This is a genomic window from Pseudomonas sp. GYB4201, from assembly GCF_056312595.1.
This window is the reverse complement of record NZ_JBWGIG010000014.1, coordinates 52,937-70,782: the sequence shown is the minus strand read 5'-3', so window position 1 is coordinate 70,782 and position 17,846 is coordinate 52,937. Positions and strand designations below refer to the sequence as shown.

The 17,846-nt window shown below is 67.1% G+C and carries 13 protein-coding genes; 10 read left to right on the top strand and 3 right to left on the bottom strand.

Features of this window, described 5'->3' with window-relative positions; translation table 11 throughout:
• Positions 1-117 precede the first annotated feature (117 nt).
• A complete protein-coding gene (locus AC0Z2B_RS15405) occupies positions 118-1,617 on the top strand; it encodes a CoA-acylating methylmalonate-semialdehyde dehydrogenase (protein WP_476297731.1) in 1,500 nt (499 codons plus the stop codon).
• A gap of 270 nt (positions 1,618-1,887) precedes the next feature.
• A complete protein-coding gene (locus AC0Z2B_RS15400; protein ID WP_476297729.1) occupies positions 1,888-3,240 on the top strand; it encodes a carbohydrate porin in 1,353 nt (450 codons plus the stop codon).
• Positions 3,241-3,250: 10 nt separating this feature from the next.
• On the opposite strand, the gene AC0Z2B_RS15395 is transcribed toward AC0Z2B_RS15400, so the two are convergent.
• The 3 genes from AC0Z2B_RS15395 to AC0Z2B_RS15385 form a co-directional block, all read right to left on the bottom strand.
• Complete coding sequence (locus AC0Z2B_RS15395) at positions 3,251-4,528, bottom strand: MFS transporter (RefSeq protein ID WP_416424605.1); 1,278 nt, start codon at positions 4,526-4,528, stop codon at positions 3,251-3,253.
• 806 nt (positions 4,529-5,334) lie between these two features.
• Complete coding sequence (locus AC0Z2B_RS15390; RefSeq protein ID WP_476297727.1) at positions 5,335-5,514, bottom strand: hypothetical protein; 180 nt, start codon at positions 5,512-5,514, stop codon at positions 5,335-5,337.
• The gene (locus tag AC0Z2B_RS15385) at positions 5,498-7,234 is read right to left on the bottom strand and encodes an FAD-dependent oxidoreductase (RefSeq protein WP_476297725.1); all 1,737 of its coding nucleotides are present in this window, start codon (positions 7,232-7,234) and stop codon (positions 5,498-5,500) included. The genes AC0Z2B_RS15390 and AC0Z2B_RS15385 overlap by 17 nt, the downstream gene beginning before the upstream one ends.
• Before the next feature lie 190 nt (positions 7,235-7,424).
• Between AC0Z2B_RS15385 and AC0Z2B_RS15380 the strand changes: the two genes are divergently transcribed.
• The 8 genes from AC0Z2B_RS15380 (at position 7,425) to bcsB (ending at position 17,843) form a co-directional block, all read left to right on the top strand.
• A complete protein-coding gene (locus AC0Z2B_RS15380) occupies positions 7,425-8,240 on the top strand; it encodes a sugar phosphate isomerase/epimerase family protein (protein ID WP_476297723.1) in 816 nt (271 codons plus the stop codon).
• A 424-nt stretch (positions 8,241-8,664) separates the two neighbouring features.
• Positions 8,665-10,230: a BcsE family c-di-GMP-binding protein gene (locus AC0Z2B_RS15375; RefSeq protein WP_476297721.1), complete on the top strand. Its 1,566-nt coding sequence runs from the start codon at positions 8,665-8,667 to the stop codon at positions 10,228-10,230.
• Positions 10,227-10,418 carry a cellulose biosynthesis protein BcsF gene (gene bcsF, locus AC0Z2B_RS15370; RefSeq protein ID WP_416424600.1) on the top strand — a complete coding sequence of 64 codons (192 nt, stop codon included), beginning with the start codon at positions 10,227-10,229 and terminating at the stop codon, positions 10,416-10,418. Before AC0Z2B_RS15375 ends, bcsF begins: the two co-directional genes overlap by 4 nt.
• Positions 10,405-12,030, top strand: coding sequence for a cellulose biosynthesis protein BcsG (gene bcsG, locus AC0Z2B_RS15365; protein WP_476297719.1), 1,626 nt, complete (start codon positions 10,405-10,407; stop codon positions 12,028-12,030). Before bcsF ends, bcsG begins: the two co-directional genes overlap by 14 nt.
• Positions 12,000-12,242 carry a cellulose biosynthesis protein BcsR gene (gene bcsR, locus AC0Z2B_RS15360; protein ID WP_416424598.1) on the top strand — a complete coding sequence of 81 codons (243 nt, stop codon included), beginning with the start codon at positions 12,000-12,002 and terminating at the stop codon, positions 12,240-12,242. Before bcsG ends, bcsR begins: the two co-directional genes overlap by 31 nt.
• On the top strand, positions 12,239-12,961 hold the full coding sequence (gene bcsQ / locus AC0Z2B_RS15355; protein ID WP_416424597.1) for a cellulose biosynthesis protein BcsQ: 723 nt from the start codon (positions 12,239-12,241) through the stop codon (positions 12,959-12,961). The genes bcsR and bcsQ overlap by 4 nt, the downstream gene beginning before the upstream one ends.
• Positions 12,958-15,552: a UDP-forming cellulose synthase catalytic subunit gene (bcsA, locus tag AC0Z2B_RS15350; protein ID WP_476297717.1), complete on the top strand. Its 2,595-nt coding sequence runs from the start codon at positions 12,958-12,960 to the stop codon at positions 15,550-15,552. The genes bcsQ and bcsA overlap by 4 nt, the downstream gene beginning before the upstream one ends.
• Positions 15,549-17,843 carry a cellulose biosynthesis cyclic di-GMP-binding regulatory protein BcsB gene (bcsB, locus tag AC0Z2B_RS15345; protein ID WP_476297715.1) on the top strand — a complete coding sequence of 765 codons (2,295 nt, stop codon included), beginning with the start codon at positions 15,549-15,551 and terminating at the stop codon, positions 17,841-17,843. Before bcsA ends, bcsB begins: the two co-directional genes overlap by 4 nt.
• Positions 17,844-17,846 lie beyond the last annotated feature (3 nt).

Below are 17,846 nucleotides of genomic sequence, written 5' to 3'. Positions count from 1 at the left end.
TTGTTCGCCTGTGTGGACAATCAGTTCTGGATTCTGCTCTGGTCTGGAACAAAGTGAAAGCCTAAGGTGTATTCAACGCGGGCTGCCAGCCTTGTCCCTCACCCAGGATCACCTGCCATGACCACCACCATCGAGCACTACATCAACGACCAGCGCGTGTCGCGCGATGACCGCTACCAGGACGTCTACAACCCGGCCACCGGCGCCGTCACCGGCCGCGTGGCGCTGGCCAGCCGGCAGACTGTCGACGAAGCCGTCGCCGCCGCCCAGGCCGCCTTCACCGACTGGAGCGAGACCGCGCCCATCCGCCGTGCCCGCGTGCTGTTCCAGTACCTGCACCTGCTGCGCGAGCGCAAGGACGAACTGGCGCACATCATCGTCGCCGAGCACGGCAAGGTGTTCACCGACGCCCAGGGCGAAGTGGACCGCGGCATCGACATCCTCGAATTCGCCTGCGGCATCCCGCACCTGCTCAAGGGCGAGCACTCCGACCAGGTCTCGCGCGGCATGGACAACTGGACCATGCGCCAGGCCCTGGGCGTGGTGGCCGGCATCACGCCGTTCAACTTCCCGGTGATGGTGCCCATGTGGATGTACCCGATCGCCATCGCCGCCGGCAACACCTTCATCCTCAAACCCAGCCCCACCGACCCGAGCGCCTCGTTGTTCATGGCCGAGGTGCTGCGTGAAGCCGGCCTGCCCAAGGGCGTGTTCAACGTGGTGCAGGGCGACAAGGAAGCGGTCGACGCGCTGCTGGAAAACCCCGACGTGCGCGCCATCAGCTTCGTCGGCTCCACCCCCATCGCCCAGTACATCTACGAGACCGGCGCCCGCCACGGCAAGCGCGTGCAGGGCCTGGGTGGCGCCAAGAACCACATGGTGGTGATGCCCGACGCCGATATAGACCGCACAGTCGATGCGCTGATGGGCGCCGCCTACGGCAGTGCCGGCGAGCGCTGCATGGCCATCTCGGTGGCAGTGCTGGTGGGTGACGTGGGTGACAAGGTGGTCGCCGCCCTGACCCAGCGCGCCCGTGAACTGCGCATCACCGACGGCCGCGACCTCAAGGCCGAGATGGGCCCCATCGTCTCCCGCGCTGCGTTGGAACGTATCAAGGGCTACATCGGCCAGGGCGTGGAGGCGGGCGCACAGCTGCTGCTCGACGGCCGCGACTATACGCCGAGCGAGTCGGGGCTGGAAAACGGCTTCTGGCTGGGCGCCACGCTGTTCGACCACGTGACCCCGGAAATGAGCATCTACCGCGAGGAAATCTTCGGCCCGGTGCTGGCCTGCGTGCGCGTGCGCGATTTCGCCGAGGCGCTGCAACTGGTCAACGCCCACGAGTTCGGCAACGGCGTCAGCTGCTTCACCCGTGACGGCAACATCGCCCGCGAGTTCGCCCGGCGCATCGAGGTGGGCATGGTCGGCATCAACGTGCCGATCCCGGTGCCCATGGCCTGGCACGGCTTCGGCGGCTGGAAGAAGAGCCTGTTCGGCGACATGCACGCCTACGGCACCGAAGGCGTGCGCTTCTACACCAAGCAGAAGTCGATCATGCAGCGCTGGTCGGAAAGCATCGAGCAGGGCGCCGAGTTTGCCATGCCCGTCTCCAAGTAACCCCCCAGCAACCAGACGCGGCCTGCGGCCGCTGCGAGGGGGGCGTCCCCGCGGCCGCAGGCCGCGTCCAAAGCCAGCGCACATCTTTCATAATTTTACCGGTTCATTGACGGCTCTTTTACATCTTTTTGATGTCAGTTAGTTGTTGCAATTCAATTGCTTACCACACGGTGAAAGTTAGTTTAGTTTGCTTAACTAACACTACATGGGTGAGTTAGATTCGCATTCGCAACGTGCGCAACGACACGTCATCATGAACGGATTTCCAGCATGCCTCGATTCAACAAGAACTCGCTTGCCCGCCCTTCAACCCTGCTGTTTACCCTTGCCGCCACCTGCACCTGGAGCCTCGGCGCCCACGCCGACGGGGCCTTCGGCGCCGACTCGCAATGGATGACCGGCGACTGGGGCGGCACCCGCACGGCGCTGCTCAACAAGGGCATCGACATCCAGATGGCCTACCTGGGTGAGGCGGCCAGCAACCTGCACGGCGGCTATAACCACAGCCACGCTACCCGTTACGCCGACCAGTTCACCCTGGGCGCGGCCATCGACCTGCAGAAGCTGCTGGGCTGGCAGGACGCGCAGTTCATGGTGCAGCTGTCCAACACCAACGGCAGCAGCCTCAACGACGACCGCATCAGCGACCCGCGCGCCGGCAGCCTGTCGGCGGTGCAGGAGATTTCCGGCAACGGCAGCACCACGCGCTTGGCCGAACTGTGGTTCAGCAAGGGCTTCCTCGACAACGCCCTGAACATCAAGGCCGGTCGCTTCTCGTTCGGCGACGACTTCGCCGTGGAAGACTGCCTGTTCCAGAACCTGGCGTTCTGTGGGTCGCAGCCGGGCAACTACGTCGACAGCATTACCCAGGGGCCGGTCAGCACCTGGGCGGCGCGGGTCAAGTACAAGCTCAATGACCAGGTCTACGCCCAGGTGGGCGTGTTCGACGTCAACGATTCCTATGGCGACAACGGCAACGGCTTCAAGCTCAACGGCGCCGGCACCACGGGGGCGATGATCCCGGTTGAAGTGGTGTGGACCCCGACCCTGGGCCAGTTGCCCGGCGAGTACCGCGCGGGCTATTACTACAGCACTGCCAAGGCCAGCGACCTGTACAAGGACGCCAACGACCAGCCGGCCGCGCTGACCGGTGACGACTACCGCCGCGACGACAGCCAGCATGGCTGGTGGCTGACCGGCAAGCAGCAGCTGACCACGGTAAACGGCGACGCCGCCCGTGGCCTGGTGCTGTACGGCAACGTCAGCGCCTTCGACGCCGCCACCACGGCGGTGGACAGCTACCAGAAGCTGGCGCTGGTGTTCAAAGGCCCGTTCGACGCGCGGCCCAACGACACCCTGGGCCTGGGCGTGGCCCGCCTGCACGCCAGTGAGCAGTTCCTGCGCAACGCCAAGGCGGCCAACCTGGCCAGTGGCGCGAGCTATGCGGACGCCGACTTCGTGCCGCTGCAACACACCGAGTACGACGTGGAGCTGAACTACGGCGTGCAGGTGACGCCGTGGCTGAACGTGCGGCCCAACCTGCAGTACGTGGTCAACCCCGGTGGCGTGCGCCAGGTGCAGAACGCCGTAGTCGCCGGCCTGCAGGTGCAGTCCACGTTCTGACCGCGTAGCGTCAGGCCGCCCGGGCGTCCGCCTCGGCGGCCTCGGTGGCTTCGTCCATGGCCGCTTGCAGGTCTTCGGTCACCCGCAGCTCCACGCCGGTGGGCGACATCTGCGCGGCCGCGGCGAAGGGCGCGGCGCTCTCCGGCGCGGCGCGGCGGGTGCGGCGCCAGGCGAAGTACACCACCATCACCAGGTTCAGCAGGGCGAAGGCCCAGAACAGGCCGTTGTCGCCCATCTTGGCCATCAGCTGGCCGACGGTCATGGGGCTGAGCGCCGAGCCGATCGAGTTGATCAGCAGCAGGCCCTGGATCATCGGCACCACGGCGCCGGCCGGCGCGCGGTCGGCGGAATGGCTGACCGCCACCGGGTAGATGGCGAAAATTCCCCCGCCCAGCAGGAACAGCGCCCCGCCCAGCAGCAGGCTGGACGCCGGCAACGCCATGATCGCCAGGGACAGCACCAGGCAGGCGGCGCACAGCACCATCAGCACCCACTGGCGGTCCTGGCGGTCGGACCAGCGGCCCACCGGGTATTGCAACAGCATGGCGCCGAGGATCACGCAGGCCATCATCTGCCCTACCTGGCTCAGGTCCATGCCGCGGTGCTGCAGGTACAGCGGCAGCAGGGTATAGACCGCGGCGATGGCAACCCCCGAGCCGAAGCAACCCATCACCCCGGTGGGGGTCACCCGCAGCAGCTGCCGCGGGCTCAGGGCTTCGACGCGCTCCACCAACGGCGTGACCCGCGGGATCATCACCACCGGCATCACCGACAGCGACGCCAGCATGCCGGTGATCAGGAACGGCGCGCTGTCGCCCAGGCCCGACACCAGGCCGATGGCCGCCTGGCCGAACATGCCCGAGCCGTACAGGGCAATCATGTACACCGCCAGCACCCGGCCACGGGCCTTGGGGTCGGAGGCCAGCAGCAGCCAGCTCTCGATCACCAGGTACACGCCCACGCAGGCCCAGCCGTTGATCAGGCGCAGCACGAACCAGGCCGTGGTGTCGTTGCCCAGGCCTTGCAGCAGCACGGTGGCGGCGATCATCGAGGCGAAGCAGCTGTAGGCGCGGATGTGGCCAATGCGCAGGATCAGCCGGTCATTGAAGAACGAGCCCAGTGCCAGGCCGATGAAATAGGCCGACGACACCAGGCCGATCTGCAGGGCGGACGCACCGGCGGCGTCCAGGCGCAGCGTGGTGATGGACGACATCAGGCCATTGCCCATGCTGACGATGAACAGCCCGAGCAGGGGCGCCAGCGCCATGGCCAGTAATTGTGGAGACATTGAAACCTCGGAAGTGAACCTGCAAATGCGCCGCAAAGGCCTTGGAACAGGGCCGCCAGGGAATGCGGCGCGCAGATTTTATGCATTTTCCGCGGTTTGGCTAGTGCCGTCCGGCGCAGGGGTTAAAGGTGGCGATTTTGGTGGGGCAGCCAAGCTGTGGAAACACGGTTGCTGTTGCTGTTGCTGTTGCCGTTGATCTGGCTTTTGATCTGGCTTGTGATCTGGCTCTTGATCTTGATTGTATGCCCCGTAAAGCGCCCGGGCCGACTGGAGGCGTCGATCAACGGGCTGCCCGAAGGGCCGAGGCCGTAGGCCGAAGAGACGGTAACCCGCAGGCTCCTATAGCGGGTGCCGTCTGCCCGTTGATCGGCGCCGGAAGGAGGGGACCCGTAGCGCAGCGTAGGGCCCAAGCAGGGGCAAGCGTTTTTTGGTTACTTTTTTTGGCGTTTGAAAAAAAGTGACCCGCCGTAAGGGCGGAAAGGTGATTTTGCATCACCTCGTTAATGGATATGTTCACGATGGTCGGATCCTGCTTCTGGCGATTCTGGATATATCCATTTTCGCGGTGCGACCACCGACCGTTTCGGCCTTACGCCGAGTAACTTTTTGGCAGTCGCCCCAAAAAGTCACCAAAAAGGTCTCGCCCCTGCTTGGGCCCTCCGCTGCGCTACGGGTCCCCTCCCTACGGCGCCGATCAACGGGCAGACGGCACCCGCTAACAAAGCGGGCGGGATACCGTCTCTTCGGCCTGCGGCCTCGGCCCTTCGGGCAGCCCGTTGATCGACGCCTCCGGTCGGCCCTGGCGCTTAACGGGGCTTGAGATCAAAAGCAAGATCAAGATCAAAAGCGAGATCAAGATCAAGATCAAGATCAAGATCAAGATCAAGATCAAGATCAAGATCAAGATCAAGATCAAGATCAAGAGCGAGAGCGAGAGCGAGATCACAAGCTGGATCTGGCGCTACTTCGCTACGCGTTCGCCTCATACGCCGTCACCCCCGCCGCATGCCGCCCGGCAATATACCCAAAGGTCAACGCCGGCCCCAGGTTGATGCCACCCGAAGGGTAGAAGCCACCCATCACACTGGCCATGTCGGTCCCCACCGCATACAACCCGCTGATCGGCGCGCCGGCCTGGTCGAGCACCTGGGCGTCGCCGTTGGTCTTGAGCCCGGCAAAGGTGCCGAAGCTGCCCGGCCGCACCTTTACCGCGTAGAACGGCCCGGTCTCGATGGGCGCCACGCACGGGTTGCCGTCGGTGATCAGCGGGTCGCCCATTTTGCGGTTGTAGGCGGTGGAGCCGCGGCCGAACTCCGGGTCTTCACCGCGGCGGGCGTGTTCGTTGAACTGTTTGACCGTCTGCGCCAGCGCGTCGCCGTCGATGCCGCACTGGGCGGCCAGGGCGTGCAGGGTGTCGGCGCGCTGCAGGTAGCCGCTGCGCACCGCCGGGCCCACCGGCAGCGGGAACGGCCGCGAGTAGCCCAGGCCGAAGCGGCGCTGGAAGCGGTGGTCGCAGATCAGCCACGAGGCCACTTCCTCGCCAGCCGGGGCGCCGGCGACCATGGCGGCGGTGTAGTCGTAATAGCCGTCGGCCTCGTTGCAGAAACGCTTGCCGGTGGACAGCACGCCAATGATGCCCGGCTTGCCGCGCTCGATGATGTGCGGGAAGTGCCCGACCGTGCCGTCGCGGTGCCGCACCTGGGACACCGGCGCCCAGGCGGCAGGGGAGGCGACGCTGGTGTCGAGCACGCCACCGGCCGCTTCGCCCAGGCTGATGCCGTCCCCGGCGCAGGCCAGCGGCGGCAGCGCCAGGTGCTCGGCGCCGGTGGGGGTGCGCGGGAACAGCGCCTTGCGCCGGGCCAGGTCGTTGGGGAAGCCACCGGCCGCCAGCACCACGCCCTTGCTGGCGCGGATGGTCATGGGGCCTTGCGGGGTGTCGACCCGCGCGCCCAGCACCTTGCCGTCCTCGCGCAGCAGTTCGCGCGCCGGGGCCGATTCGATCAGCAGCACGCCCAGGTCCTCGGCCGATTTAGCCAGGCGGCCTGCCAGGGCCACGCCGTTGACCAGGTGCATGGCCCGGCCGTGCAGCGCCAGGTCGCGCAGGTGGGCGATGAAGCGCTTGCTCACGTGCAGGAACGACTTCAGCGAGCGGGTCATGGTCAGGAAGGCGCCCAGGTCGGCGCCGGCCATGATCGGCATGCCCAGGAACGAGGTCTCGCGCATGGTCTTGCGCATGCGCTTGATCAGCTTGCCCATCTGCCGGGCGTTGTACGGCGCGGCGATCACCTGGTGGCCCTGGGTGGCGGCGCCGGCGACATGGCCGTGCACGTCGGGAATGCCGTTGCCGTCCACCCACTGCAGCGAGGTGTGCTGCTCGAAGAACGCCACCATGCGCGGGGCGTTGTCGAGGAAGGCGTCCACGCGGGCGGCGTCGTAGCGCTCGCCCAACTCGTGCTTGAGGTAGGTGCGCGGTTGCTGCGGGTCTTCGTGAATGCCGGCACGCTTGGCCAGCGGGTTGCCCGGCACCCACGCCCAGCCGCCGGACCAGGCCGTGGCGCCGCCAAAGGCCTCGTGCTTTTCCACCACCACCACGCGCAAGCCGTGCCAGGCGGCGGTCACGGCGGCGGCCAGGCCCGAGGCGCCGGAGCCGATGACCAGCAGATCGCAGTCGATGTGGCGGGAGTGAGGGGGCAGGGGTGCGGTCATGAGTGGATACCTGGAGGCCGGGACGAATTATTTTGGAACAGGGTTCCATTTATGATTGGCGTTGTCAACGGTGCTCGGACGCTGGCCAAAACGTCTCCCGCCCAGTGAGCTAAAGTCGACTTGCATAAAAATGGAACTGGGTTCTAAATATGCCAATTGGTCCGTCACCCATGCCGAACGAGTGTCTTTCATGAGCGAACAGATTTTTTCCCTGGCAGCCCTGACCGTGCTGGAGCTGTCCCCACCCGAGATGGTCGAGGTGGCCGCCCGCGCCGGCTACAGCCACGTGGGCCTGCGCCTGGAACCCGCCACCCCTCAGGAATACCATTACCCGCTGGTGGCCGACCTCAGCCTGCGCCGGCAGACGGCCAAGGCCCTGAGCGACACCGGCATCCAGGTACTGGACATCGAGATCCTGCGGCTGAAACCGGCCACCCATGTGCCTGACTTCGAGATTTTCCTGGAAGTGGGCGCCGAGTTCGGTGCCAGCGAACTGCTGGTGGCCGGCAATGACCCGGACGAGGCGCGCCTGACCGACAACTTCGCCCAGCTGTGCGACCTGGCGCGGCCCTATGGCATCTACCCGCACCTGGAGTTCATGCCCTGGACCGACGCGCCGGACCTGGCCAAGGCGCTGCGCATCGTCGACAACGCCGGCCGCGACAACGGCTGCGTGCTGGTGGACGCCTTCCACTTCAATCGCTCGCGTTCGTCCCTGGCGCAGCTGGCCGCCGCCGTGCAGGCCAGCCCGCAGCGCTTTCGCTATGCGCAGATGTGCGACGTGGCAGGCCCGGTGCCCGACAGCATGGACGAGATCCTGCGCCAGGCGCGCAACGAGCGGCGTTTCCCCGGTGACGGCGACTGCGACCTGCGCGGCCTGCTGCAGGCCTTGCCGCGCCAGGTGCCCATCAGTATCGAGGCGCCGACGCAGCAGGTGCCGGCGCTGAGCGGATTTGAGCGCGCCGAGGCAGGCTTGCGCAAGATGCGCGAGGTGCTCGGCGGCTGAACGCCAGCCGGTGCCGGGCGCTCGTCGCCTGGCACCGGCAGGGGCATTTCTGTAGCGCGTCGTTATCCGTGGCGATAACGTTTTTTGTCATTGTATTCAACGCGATACAATAAAACTGGCGTTGAGCCATCTATTTTTTCGCATATCGTCTCTATCTAATTGACTGCACTTTTCCGCACGCCAATAATGGCGCCCCATTGCCGAGGAACAAGAGAGTCCGGCAATGATTGAGCACGGCAAGCCACTTGTCCGCGGCTCTATCTCGCATTGATACGCCCCCCGCCCCAAGCCCTTGGGGATTCGGCCCGCAGTGCAATCACCTGTTTTCTCTGTCGCCTGACCGTCCCCGCTCCTGTGCGGGCGATTGTGCATGCCGCGGAAAATGACTCCCTCTTTAAATTGCACGCGGGGTTCGCCCGCGCGCGTGGCTGTTGAGTGCGGGGAACATTTGAGTCAAGTCAGCTTAGCTATCGGTCATCTGCGCGATGAACAAATGGTGTTGCGCCAGGGCGGCCTGTATTGGATCGCCGCCGACCAGGCCGGCGACGCCGCGGCGCTGGCCAGCCAGTGCCTGGCGGCCATGCCCGCGCAGGCACGGGCGACGCTGGCCTGCTGTGGCCACCAGAGCCAGGCGCTGGCCGCCACCCTGGCCGCCGATGCCGGGCCGGGCGAGCTGGCGCTGTTCGACATCGACGAAGGTGACATCGGCCTGGCGCTGAAAGCGCTGGTGGGTGAGCTGACCCGCACCGTCAAGGCGCCGGGCAGCGTCATCGTGCTGATGCTGCCGGCCAGCGCCTGGCTGAGCGACATCGCCCCCGGCCTGCGCCACTGGTGCGAGACCCTGGGCCAGTGGCTGGCGCGGCGCCAATCGACCCTGCTGGTGATCAGCCACGGCCAGGCGCCGCAGCTGCACGAGCGCCTGCTGCGCCTGAACGAAACCCTGTCGGGCCTGGCGCAGCTGTACCGCCGCGACGGTGGCATCCGCTACCAGTTGCACTATTGGCACAGCGCGCTGGGCGTGTGCAGCGGCCAGGAGCTGGAACTGGAGCTGGGCGAGAAGGGCTTTGCCTTGTCGGCCAGCGAGCAGGCCAGCCCGCAACTGACCCACACCGACGACCAGCGCATCTACCTGACCCAGCGCTCGGTGCTGGAAGGCTCGCCGGCGCTGTCGGACCAGTGGCGCCTGTTCGAAGACCGCGACGACCTGCTGCTGCAGGCGCGCCAGGCGCGCGCCGCCAGCGTCATCGTCGCCATCGACAGCAACCAGGAGGTCGAAGGCCTGGCCCGGCAACTGCACGCCCTGCGCGAGCGGTGCGGCAGCAGCCTGAAGATCATCGTGCGTGAAATCGAGCCGTGCCTGCGCTACCGTGACGAACGCCTGCTGGTGTCCTGCGGCGCCAACATCACCGTGCCCTACGGCACCACCCTGGCGTACTTCTTCAGCATCATCGACAGCGTGCAGGGGCAGACCTGGCGGCACAGCCGCAACACCGACTTCCAGTCGCTGTTCGAGCGCCTGCGGCCGCCGGCCGAGCGCGGCCTGATGATGCCCTCGGAGTTCCTGGCCACGGTCACGCGCATCTATGGCGGCGCCGCCGGCGAGATCAGCCACCAGTTGCTCAAGCTCACCCCGCGCGGTGGCCTGGACATCGAGCAGTACCTGAACCAGATCAGCCTGCGCCGCTTCGGCGACATTGCCTGCGTGGTCGACGGTGACTTCTATCTGTTCCTGTTCGCCTGCCGCGCCGACGGCCTGGAACCGGCCCTGGGCAACATCTGCCGGTTGGCCTGGCGCGACCTGTTCAGCGCCTTCCAGATTCTGCCGGGGGTGGACGCCTTGCCCAAGGCCACCTTCCTCAGCGCCGCGGAACTGCCAGCCACCTTCCACCTGGCCGAGGAACGCACCGCCGGCAGCTCGGCGGCCATCGCCGAGCGGGGCGCCTATGCGCCCAAACGCACCACGCTGCCCCTTACGGACGCCTGCTTATGAGTTATTTCGAGCTGATCCAGGTCATTGCCCTGAGCAGCCTGCTGACCCTGGCCCTGGTGGTCGCCCTGACGCGTTTCGGCCGCCACCTGGCCGCCATCGTCCAGGCCGTGTTGCCGGCCCGTTATTTGAAATCCCGTGGCGTGCGCCGCCGCGCCCCTGCCAAGAGCGAGCCCCATGAGCCAGTTTGAAGTCATCCCCCAACGGCGCGTGCGCAGCTGGTCGGGCCTGGGCCTGTGGAACCTGTATTTCATCATCAAGTTCGCCCTGGTGTGGACCGGCTACCTGAACTTCCAGGTGCTGCCCAACGTGGTGTTCGCCGCCGCCTTGCTGCTGCCGCTGCGCCACCGCCACCTGCGCCTGCTGCGCACCGTCATTGCCATTCCGGTGGGCGTGGCGCTGCTGTACCAGGACACCTGGCTGCCGCCGTTCAGCCGCCTGCTGGCCCAGCCCGGCGTGCTCGACTTCACCGGCGCCTACCTGCTGGACCTGGTGTCGCGCTTCATTGACCTGAACCTGTGCGCCTTGCTCTGCGTGCTGGTGGTGGTCTACGCCTTCGTGCGCCACTGGCTGCGCCTGACCACCGTCAGCGTGCTGGGCCTGGCCTGGCTGGCCAGCGCCAACGTGCTGGCCATGCACCCCAGCGCCGCCCCGGCCCAGGCCACAGCGCCCGGCGCACCCGCCGTGGCCAGCGCCGGCGAGCCGGACAACGCCACCCTGGAAAACTACCTGCAGAAGTTCTACAGCACCGAGGCCACCCGCCAGGTCGAGTTCAAGCCCTCGACCTCGCCGGCGCAGCCGTTCGACCTGCTGCTGATCAACATCTGCTCCATGGCCTGGGACGACCTGGAAACCGTGGGCCTGCGCGACAACACGCTGTTCCAGCAGATGGACGTGGTGTTCGACAACTTCAACTCGGCCACCTCCTACAGCGGCCCGGCGGCCATCCGCCTGCTGCGCGCCTCGTGCGGCCAGACCCCGCACAGCAAGCTCTACGGCACCGCGCCCGAGCAGTGCCTGCTGATGGACGACCTGAAGAAGCTGGGCTTCGCCGACGAAGTCATGCTCAACCACACCGGCCAGTTCGAAGGCTTCCTCGACGAGGTGCGCTCCCAGGGCGCGCTGCCGCCACCGGCCATCAGCACCAGCAACCTGCCACGGGCGCTGGTGGGCTTCGATGGCACGCCGATCCTGCGTGACGGCCAGGTGCTGTCCAGTTGGTGGAAGCACCGCATGGACGAGAAGGGCGACCGCGTGGCGCTGTTCTACAACACCACCACCCTGCACGACGGCAACCGCGCCCTGACCGCCGACGGCGGCACCAAGAGCGCCGACTACAAGCCGCGCGCCCAGGGCCTGATCGACGACCTCAACGGCTTCATCGCCCAGCTGCAGGCCAGCGGCCGCCGCGTGGTGGTGGTGATCGTGCCCGAGCACGGCGCCGCGCTGCACGGCGACCGCATGCAGATTTCCGGCATGCGCGAGATCCCCAGCCCGTCCATTACCCACGTGCCGGTGGGCATCAAGCTGGTGAACATGGGCAGCACCTCGGCAACCGCGCCGATCCACGTCACCGCGCCGAGCAGCTTCCTGGCCCTGTCGGAAATCATCAGCCGGCTGTACACCGCCCAGCCCCAGGGCGAAGGCCTGGCGCCCAGCTGGCAGGCGCTGTTGACCGACCTGCCGCAGACCGCGGCGGTCTCCGAGAACGCTGGCACCGTGGTCGTCGACTACGCCGGCAAACCCTACGTTCGCATCAAGGAGAAAGGCCAGTGGCTGCCGTACCCTCAGCGCTTCAAGTAAAGGCCAACGTGCAGTCGCGGGCCGCCCGCGCCGACGACATCGCCCGCCTCAAGCAGGAACTTGAACTGCCTGAGCTGGACTACGTCGACATCTCCGCCCAGCTGGAGCTGCAGAAAGCCCTGCACCGCTGGCCGCTGCTGGCGGAAATGGAGCGCCTGCAACCGCGGGTGCTGCCGCCTGCGCGCAAATCCGAACTGGAGCTGCTGTCGTGACCGCCCTTAGCCTGCGTGGCCTGCGCGGTGGCGTCGGCAGCACTTCGTTGCTGGCTGCCACCGGCCAGGCCCTGCACAGCCTGGGCGAGCGCGTGTTGCTGGTGGACATGTGCCCCGAGAACCTGCTGCGCCTGCACTTCAACGTCGGCGTCAACGAGCGTGCCGGCTGGGCCCGGGCCATGGTCGACGGCCTGGACTGGAACACCCAGGCCTGGACCGTGGAGCCGGGCCTGAGCCTGTTGCCCTATGGCCGGCTGAAATGGGCCGAGCAGGACCAGGTGGAACAGCGCCTGCGCCACGAGCCCGAGCTGTGGCGCCGGCGCCAGGCGGCGCTGGCCGCGCAGTTCGACTGGATTCTGTTCGACGTGCCGCTGCGCCTGCCGGGCCATGCCCGCGTCGGCCCGTGCGCCATGCGCCTGCTGGTGGTGGAAGCCGATGCCGCTTGCCAGGTGCTGCTGCAACAGCAGGAAGAAGAGGGTGAACAGCTGCTGATCAACCGCTTCGACCCGGCCAGCCAGCTGCAGCGCGACCTGCTGCTGATCTGGCGCAAGCAGTTCGGCGAGCGCCTGCTGCCGCTCAACATTCACCAGGACGAAGCCATGCGCGAAGCCCTGGCGTTCAAGAAACCGGTAGGCGCCTACGCCGAGGCCAGCCTGGCGGCCCAGGACGTGCAGAGCCTGGCCACCTGGTGCCTGACCCGTCGCCTGGAGACCCTATGATCGCCCAGGTGTTTCCCTACACCCGGCTGCGCCAGCGCCACGACTGCGCGCCGCCCATCGCCCTGTTGCTGGCCAGCCTCTGCGCCCTGGCCTGGCTGTGCCTGCGCCTGGAGTCGGCGCAGTGGCGCGCCGTGCTCGAGCACCCGCGGCGCTGGTACCCGCAGGTGGCCGGCAAGGCGCCGAGCCTGGGCGACCCGCTGCGCTACGCGGTGCAGAGCCTGTGGCTGCTGCTGGTCAAGCCGGCGCCGGCACGCACCTGGTCGCTGCGCACCCCGCAGTGGCTCAAGGCCCTGGGCAGCCTGTACCTGCGCCTGTGGGCGAGGGTAGGGGCGGCCCTGGAAGAATTGCCCCAGCGCGCCGAAAGCAGCGCGCAGATCCGCCAGGGCAGCCATTGGTGGAAAGGCCTGGACCGCCGCCGCCAGCGGCTGTTCAACGGGGTGATTGCCAGCGTGGCGTTCCTGCTGACCCTGCTGTGCATCACCGAGCCGTTCAGCTACGTCGCCCAGCTGGTGTTCGTCCTGCTGCTGTGGGGCTTGGCCATGCTGGTGCGCAAGGTGCCGGGGCGCTTCCCGACCCTGCTGATGGTGGTGCTGTCGGTGATCGTCTCGTGCCGCTACCTGTGGTGGCGCTACACCTCGACGCTGAACTGGAACCAGCCGCTGGACCTGGTGTGCGGCTCGATCCTGCTGGTGGCCGAGACCTATTCCTGGGTGGTGCTGATCCTGGGCTACATCCAGACCTGCTGGCCGCTGGACCGCAAGCCCAAGCCGCTGCCCCGGGACCTGAGCCTGTGGCCCAGCGTCGACCTGCTGATCCCCACCTACAACGAGGACCTGTCCATCGTCCGCGGCACCGTGTACGCGGCGCTGGGCCTGGACTGGCCGGCGGAGAAGCTGAACATCTATATCCTCGACGACGGCAAGCGCGAGAGCTTCCGCCAGTTCGCCGCCGAAGTGGGCGTGGGCTACATCGCCCGCACTGACAACCGCCACGCCAAGGCCGGCAACCTCAACCATGCGCTGACCCTGATCGACAGCGAACTGGTGGCGATTTTCGACTGCGACCACGTGCCCGTGCGCTCGTTCCTGCAGCTGACCACCGGCGGCTTCCTCAGCGACCCGAAACTGGCGCTGGTGCAGACCCCGCACCATTTCCTCTCGCCCGACCCGTTCGAGCGCAACCTTGACGTGTTCCGCCAGCGCCCCAACGAGGGCGAGCTGTTCTACGGCCTGGTGCAGGACGGCAACGACATGTGGAACGCGGCGTTCTTCTGCGGCTCGTGCGCCGTGCTGCGGCGCACGGCCATCGACGCCATCGGCGGCTTCGCCGTGGAAACCGTGACCGAGGACGCCCACACCGCGCTGCGCCTGCACCGCAACGGCTGGAACTCGGCCTACATCAAGATCCCCCAGGCCGCCGGCCTTGCCACCGAGAGCCTGTCGGCGCACATCGGCCAGCGCATCCGCTGGGCACGGGGCATGGCGCAGATCTTCCGCACCGACAACCCCTTGCTGGGGCGCGGCCTGACGATCTTCCAGCGCATCTGCTACGCCAACGCCATGATCCACTTCCTGGCCGGCCTGCCGCGCCTGGTGTTCCTCACCGCGCCGCTGGCGTTCCTGTTCCTACACGCCTACATCATCTACGCCCCGGCGGTGATGATCCTGCTGTACGTGCTGCCGCACATGATCCACGCCAGCCTGACCAACTCGCGCATGCAGGGCGCCTACCGGCAGACGTTCTGGGGCGAGGTGTACGAGACGGTGCTGGCCTGGTACATCGCCCGGCCCACCACCGTGGCGCTGTTCAACCCCAAGAAGGGCAAGTTCAACGTCACCGCCAAGGGCGGCCTGATGGAGCACAACCAGTTCGACTGGAAGATCGCCCAGCCGTACCTGCTGCTGGCGCTGCTGAACATCGCCGGGCTGGGTTTTGCCGTGTGGCGCCTGTTGTGCGGGCCGGCCACCGAGATCGTCACCGTGCTGGTGAGCAGCCTGTGGGTGGTCTACAACCTGCTGATCGTCGGCGCCGCCGTGGCCGTGGCCGCGGAAGTGCGCCAGGTGCGCCAGACCCACCGCGTGCAGGTGCAACTGCCGGCCGCGCTGCGCCTGGACAGCGGCCACTGCTACCCGGGCATGCTGCAGGACTATTCCGACGGCGGCGCGGGCATCGAGCTCGACACCACTCTGGCGCTGCCGGTGGGCGGGCGCGTGTCGCTGCTGATGAAGCGCGGCAACCGCGAGTTCCTGTTCCCCGGCTTCGTCAGCCGCAGCCACAAGACCTTCGTGGGCATCAGCTTCAACAGCCTCAGCGCCCAGCAGAAGATCGACTTCGTGCAATGCACCTTCGCCCGTGCCGACGCCTGGCTCAACTGGGGCGACAACTTCGCCCCGGACCGCCCGCTGCACAGTTTCGTCGACATTCTCAAGCTGGGCGGCACCGGCTACTACCGCCTCTACGAATACCTGCCCGCCTGGGTACGTCACATCGCCGGGCCGCCGTTGCGCCTGCTGCGCTGGCTGGCCAGTTTCCTGCCGCGCATGCCCGCGGCCGCACCTCTTTCCACTTCTCGACCAGTGAGCGCAAAATGAGCCGCTTCTTCAACAAAACCATCGTTGCCAGCCTGGCGCTGCTGGCCGTCGCCTGTGCCCAGGCCGCCGCCCCCGTCACCGCCCCGGCGCCTGCCGCGGCCCCGGCGGCTACACCGGCCATTCCCAACTGGAGCAGCGCCCACAGCTTCGAGCAGCTGGGCCGCGCCAGCGACAGCCTGTTGCTGGGCATCCACACCAGCGACCAGGTGGAATTCAGCCTGCGCCGCGACCGCATCGCCAGCGATGCCAAGCTGCAACTGTCGTACACCCCGTCGCCGTCGCTGCTGCCCCAGGTCTCGCACCTGCGCGTGTACCTCAATGACGTGCTGATGAGCGTGGTGCCGATCGAGAAGGACCAGCTGGGCAAGAAGGTCACCCAGACCGTGGCCCTGGACCCGCACCTGATCGCCGACTACAACCGCGTGCGCCTGGAGTTCGTCGGCCACTACACCGACATCTGCGAAGACCCGGCCAACAGCACCCTGTGGCTGAACGTGGGCCGCGACAGCCAGATCCAGCTGCAGGAACAGGCCTTGAGCCTGAAGAATGACCTGGCGTACTTCCCCATGCCGTTCTTCGACCCGCGTGGCCAGGACAAGCCGTCGATCAACCTGGTGTTCGCCAACGCGCCGACCCTGGGCGAGGAACGCGCGGCCGGCATCCTGGCCTCGTACTTCGGCAGCCAGGCCGGCTGGCGTGGCACCCAGTTCCCGGTGCTGTTCGACCAACTGCCGGCGCTGGACGAGCAACACCGCGCCAAGCCGGCGATTGTCTTCGCCACCAACGACCACCGCCCGGCGTTCCTCGCCGACCTGCAGCGCTTCCCGGCCGTGGACGCGCCCGTGGTGCAGATGATCGACAACCCCCAGGACCCCTACAGCAAGGTGCTGCTGGTGCTGGGCCGCAACGACGACGACCTGGCCCAGGCCGCCCGCGCCCTGGCCCTGGGCGGCGACCTGTTCCGTGGCTCGCGGGTGACCGTGGACAAGGTGCAGCAGCTCAAGCCGCGCGTGCCCTATGACGCGCCGAACTGGATGCGCACCGACCGCCCGGTGCGCTTCGCCGAGCTGATCAAGTACCCCGAGCAACTGCAGGCCAACGGCTTGCAGCCGCGCTCCATTACCGTGGACGTAAACCTGCCGCCGGACCTGTTCGTGTGGCGCAACCAGGGCATCCCCCTGCAGACCAAGTTCCGTTACACGCCGCCGGCGGTCAACGACGCCTCGCGCCTGACCATCAGCCTCAACAACCAGTTCATCACCAGCCTGGCGCTGCAGAGCAAGAGCAACAGCCAGCTGGAGCAGCTGCGCCTGGCGGTGCTGTCCAACGAATCGGCCAACGTCACTGACAAGCTGCTGGTGCCGGCGCTGAAGATCGGCGACCGCAACACCCTGCGCTTCGACTTCAACTTTGCCACCACCTTCGCCAGCGCCCAGCGTGACCACTGCCAGACCTCGCTGCCGGTGAACAACCAGGCGGTGATCGACGAAGAGTCGACCATCGACCTGTCCGGCTACTACCACTACATCGCCATGCCCGACCTGCGCGCCTTCACCCGCGGCGGCTTCCCGTTCAGCCGCATGGCCGACCTGTCGCAGACCCTGGTGATGGTGCCCAGCCACGGCAGCGCCGTGCAGTTGAGCACGCTGTTCGAAGCCATCGCCGGCATTTCCGCGCGCTCGGGCCTGCCGGCCTTCGGCCTGCGCCTGTCCGATGACTGGAACGACGCCAAGGCCGACACCGACCTGCTGGTGTTCGGCGCCCTGGCCGCCAACGTCGGCAACGGCGACGACGCCAACCTGGTGCTGTCCAAGACCCGCGACTGGCTGCTGACCCCGGCCAACGAAGACAGCGGCAAGTCGGCCCGCGCCGGCCAGTTCAGCGACGCCCGCGACCTGGGCGCCAACCGAGTCGAGGTCAGCGCCCAGGCGCCGATCGCCGCCATCGTCGGCCTGCAGTCGCCGTACCACGAACAGCGCAGCATCGTTGCCCTGCTGGCCAGCGATGACGCCGACTACCAACTGCTGCGCGACACCCTCGCCGACAGCGGCAAGATGGAAGCGGTGGCTGGCTCCGTGGCGCTGATCCGCAGCAGCGGCGTGAGCAGCAGCTGGGTAGGGCAGCAGTACTTCGTCGGCCACCTGCCGTGGTGGCTGCTGCTGTGGTACCAGCTGTCCGAGCACCCGATCCTGCTGGCGGCCATGGCCACCCTCAGCGTGCTGCTGACCGCCTTCCTGCTGTGGCGTGGCCTGCGCTGGATGGCGCGTCGCCGCCTGGCTGGCCAGGAGTAAGCC

Bases quoted from the DNA above. Each gene is read 5' to 3' on its own strand.
- AC0Z2B_RS15405 (WP_476297731.1), top strand. From the start codon at position 118: ATGACCACCACCATCGAGCACTACATCAACGACCAGCGCGTGTCGCGC.
- AC0Z2B_RS15400 (WP_476297729.1), top strand. From the start codon at position 1,888: ATGCCTCGATTCAACAAGAACTCGCTTGCCCGCCCTTCAACCCTGCTG.
- AC0Z2B_RS15395 (WP_416424605.1), bottom strand. From the start codon at position 4,528: ATGTCTCCACAATTACTGGCCATGGCGCTGGCGCCCCTGCTCGGGCTG.
- AC0Z2B_RS15390 (WP_476297727.1), bottom strand. From the start codon at position 5,514: ATGAGGCGAACGCGTAGCGAAGTAGCGCCAGATCCAGCTTGTGATCTC.
- AC0Z2B_RS15385 (WP_476297725.1), bottom strand. From the start codon at position 7,234: ATGACCGCACCCCTGCCCCCTCACTCCCGCCACATCGACTGCGATCTG.
- AC0Z2B_RS15380 (WP_476297723.1), top strand. From the start codon at position 7,425: ATGAGCGAACAGATTTTTTCCCTGGCAGCCCTGACCGTGCTGGAGCTG.
- bcsF (WP_416424600.1), top strand. From the start codon at position 10,227: ATGAGTTATTTCGAGCTGATCCAGGTCATTGCCCTGAGCAGCCTGCTG.
- bcsG (WP_476297719.1), top strand. From the start codon at position 10,405: ATGAGCCAGTTTGAAGTCATCCCCCAACGGCGCGTGCGCAGCTGGTCG.
- bcsA (WP_476297717.1), top strand. From the start codon at position 12,958: ATGATCGCCCAGGTGTTTCCCTACACCCGGCTGCGCCAGCGCCACGAC.
- bcsB (WP_476297715.1), top strand. From the start codon at position 15,549: ATGAGCCGCTTCTTCAACAAAACCATCGTTGCCAGCCTGGCGCTGCTG.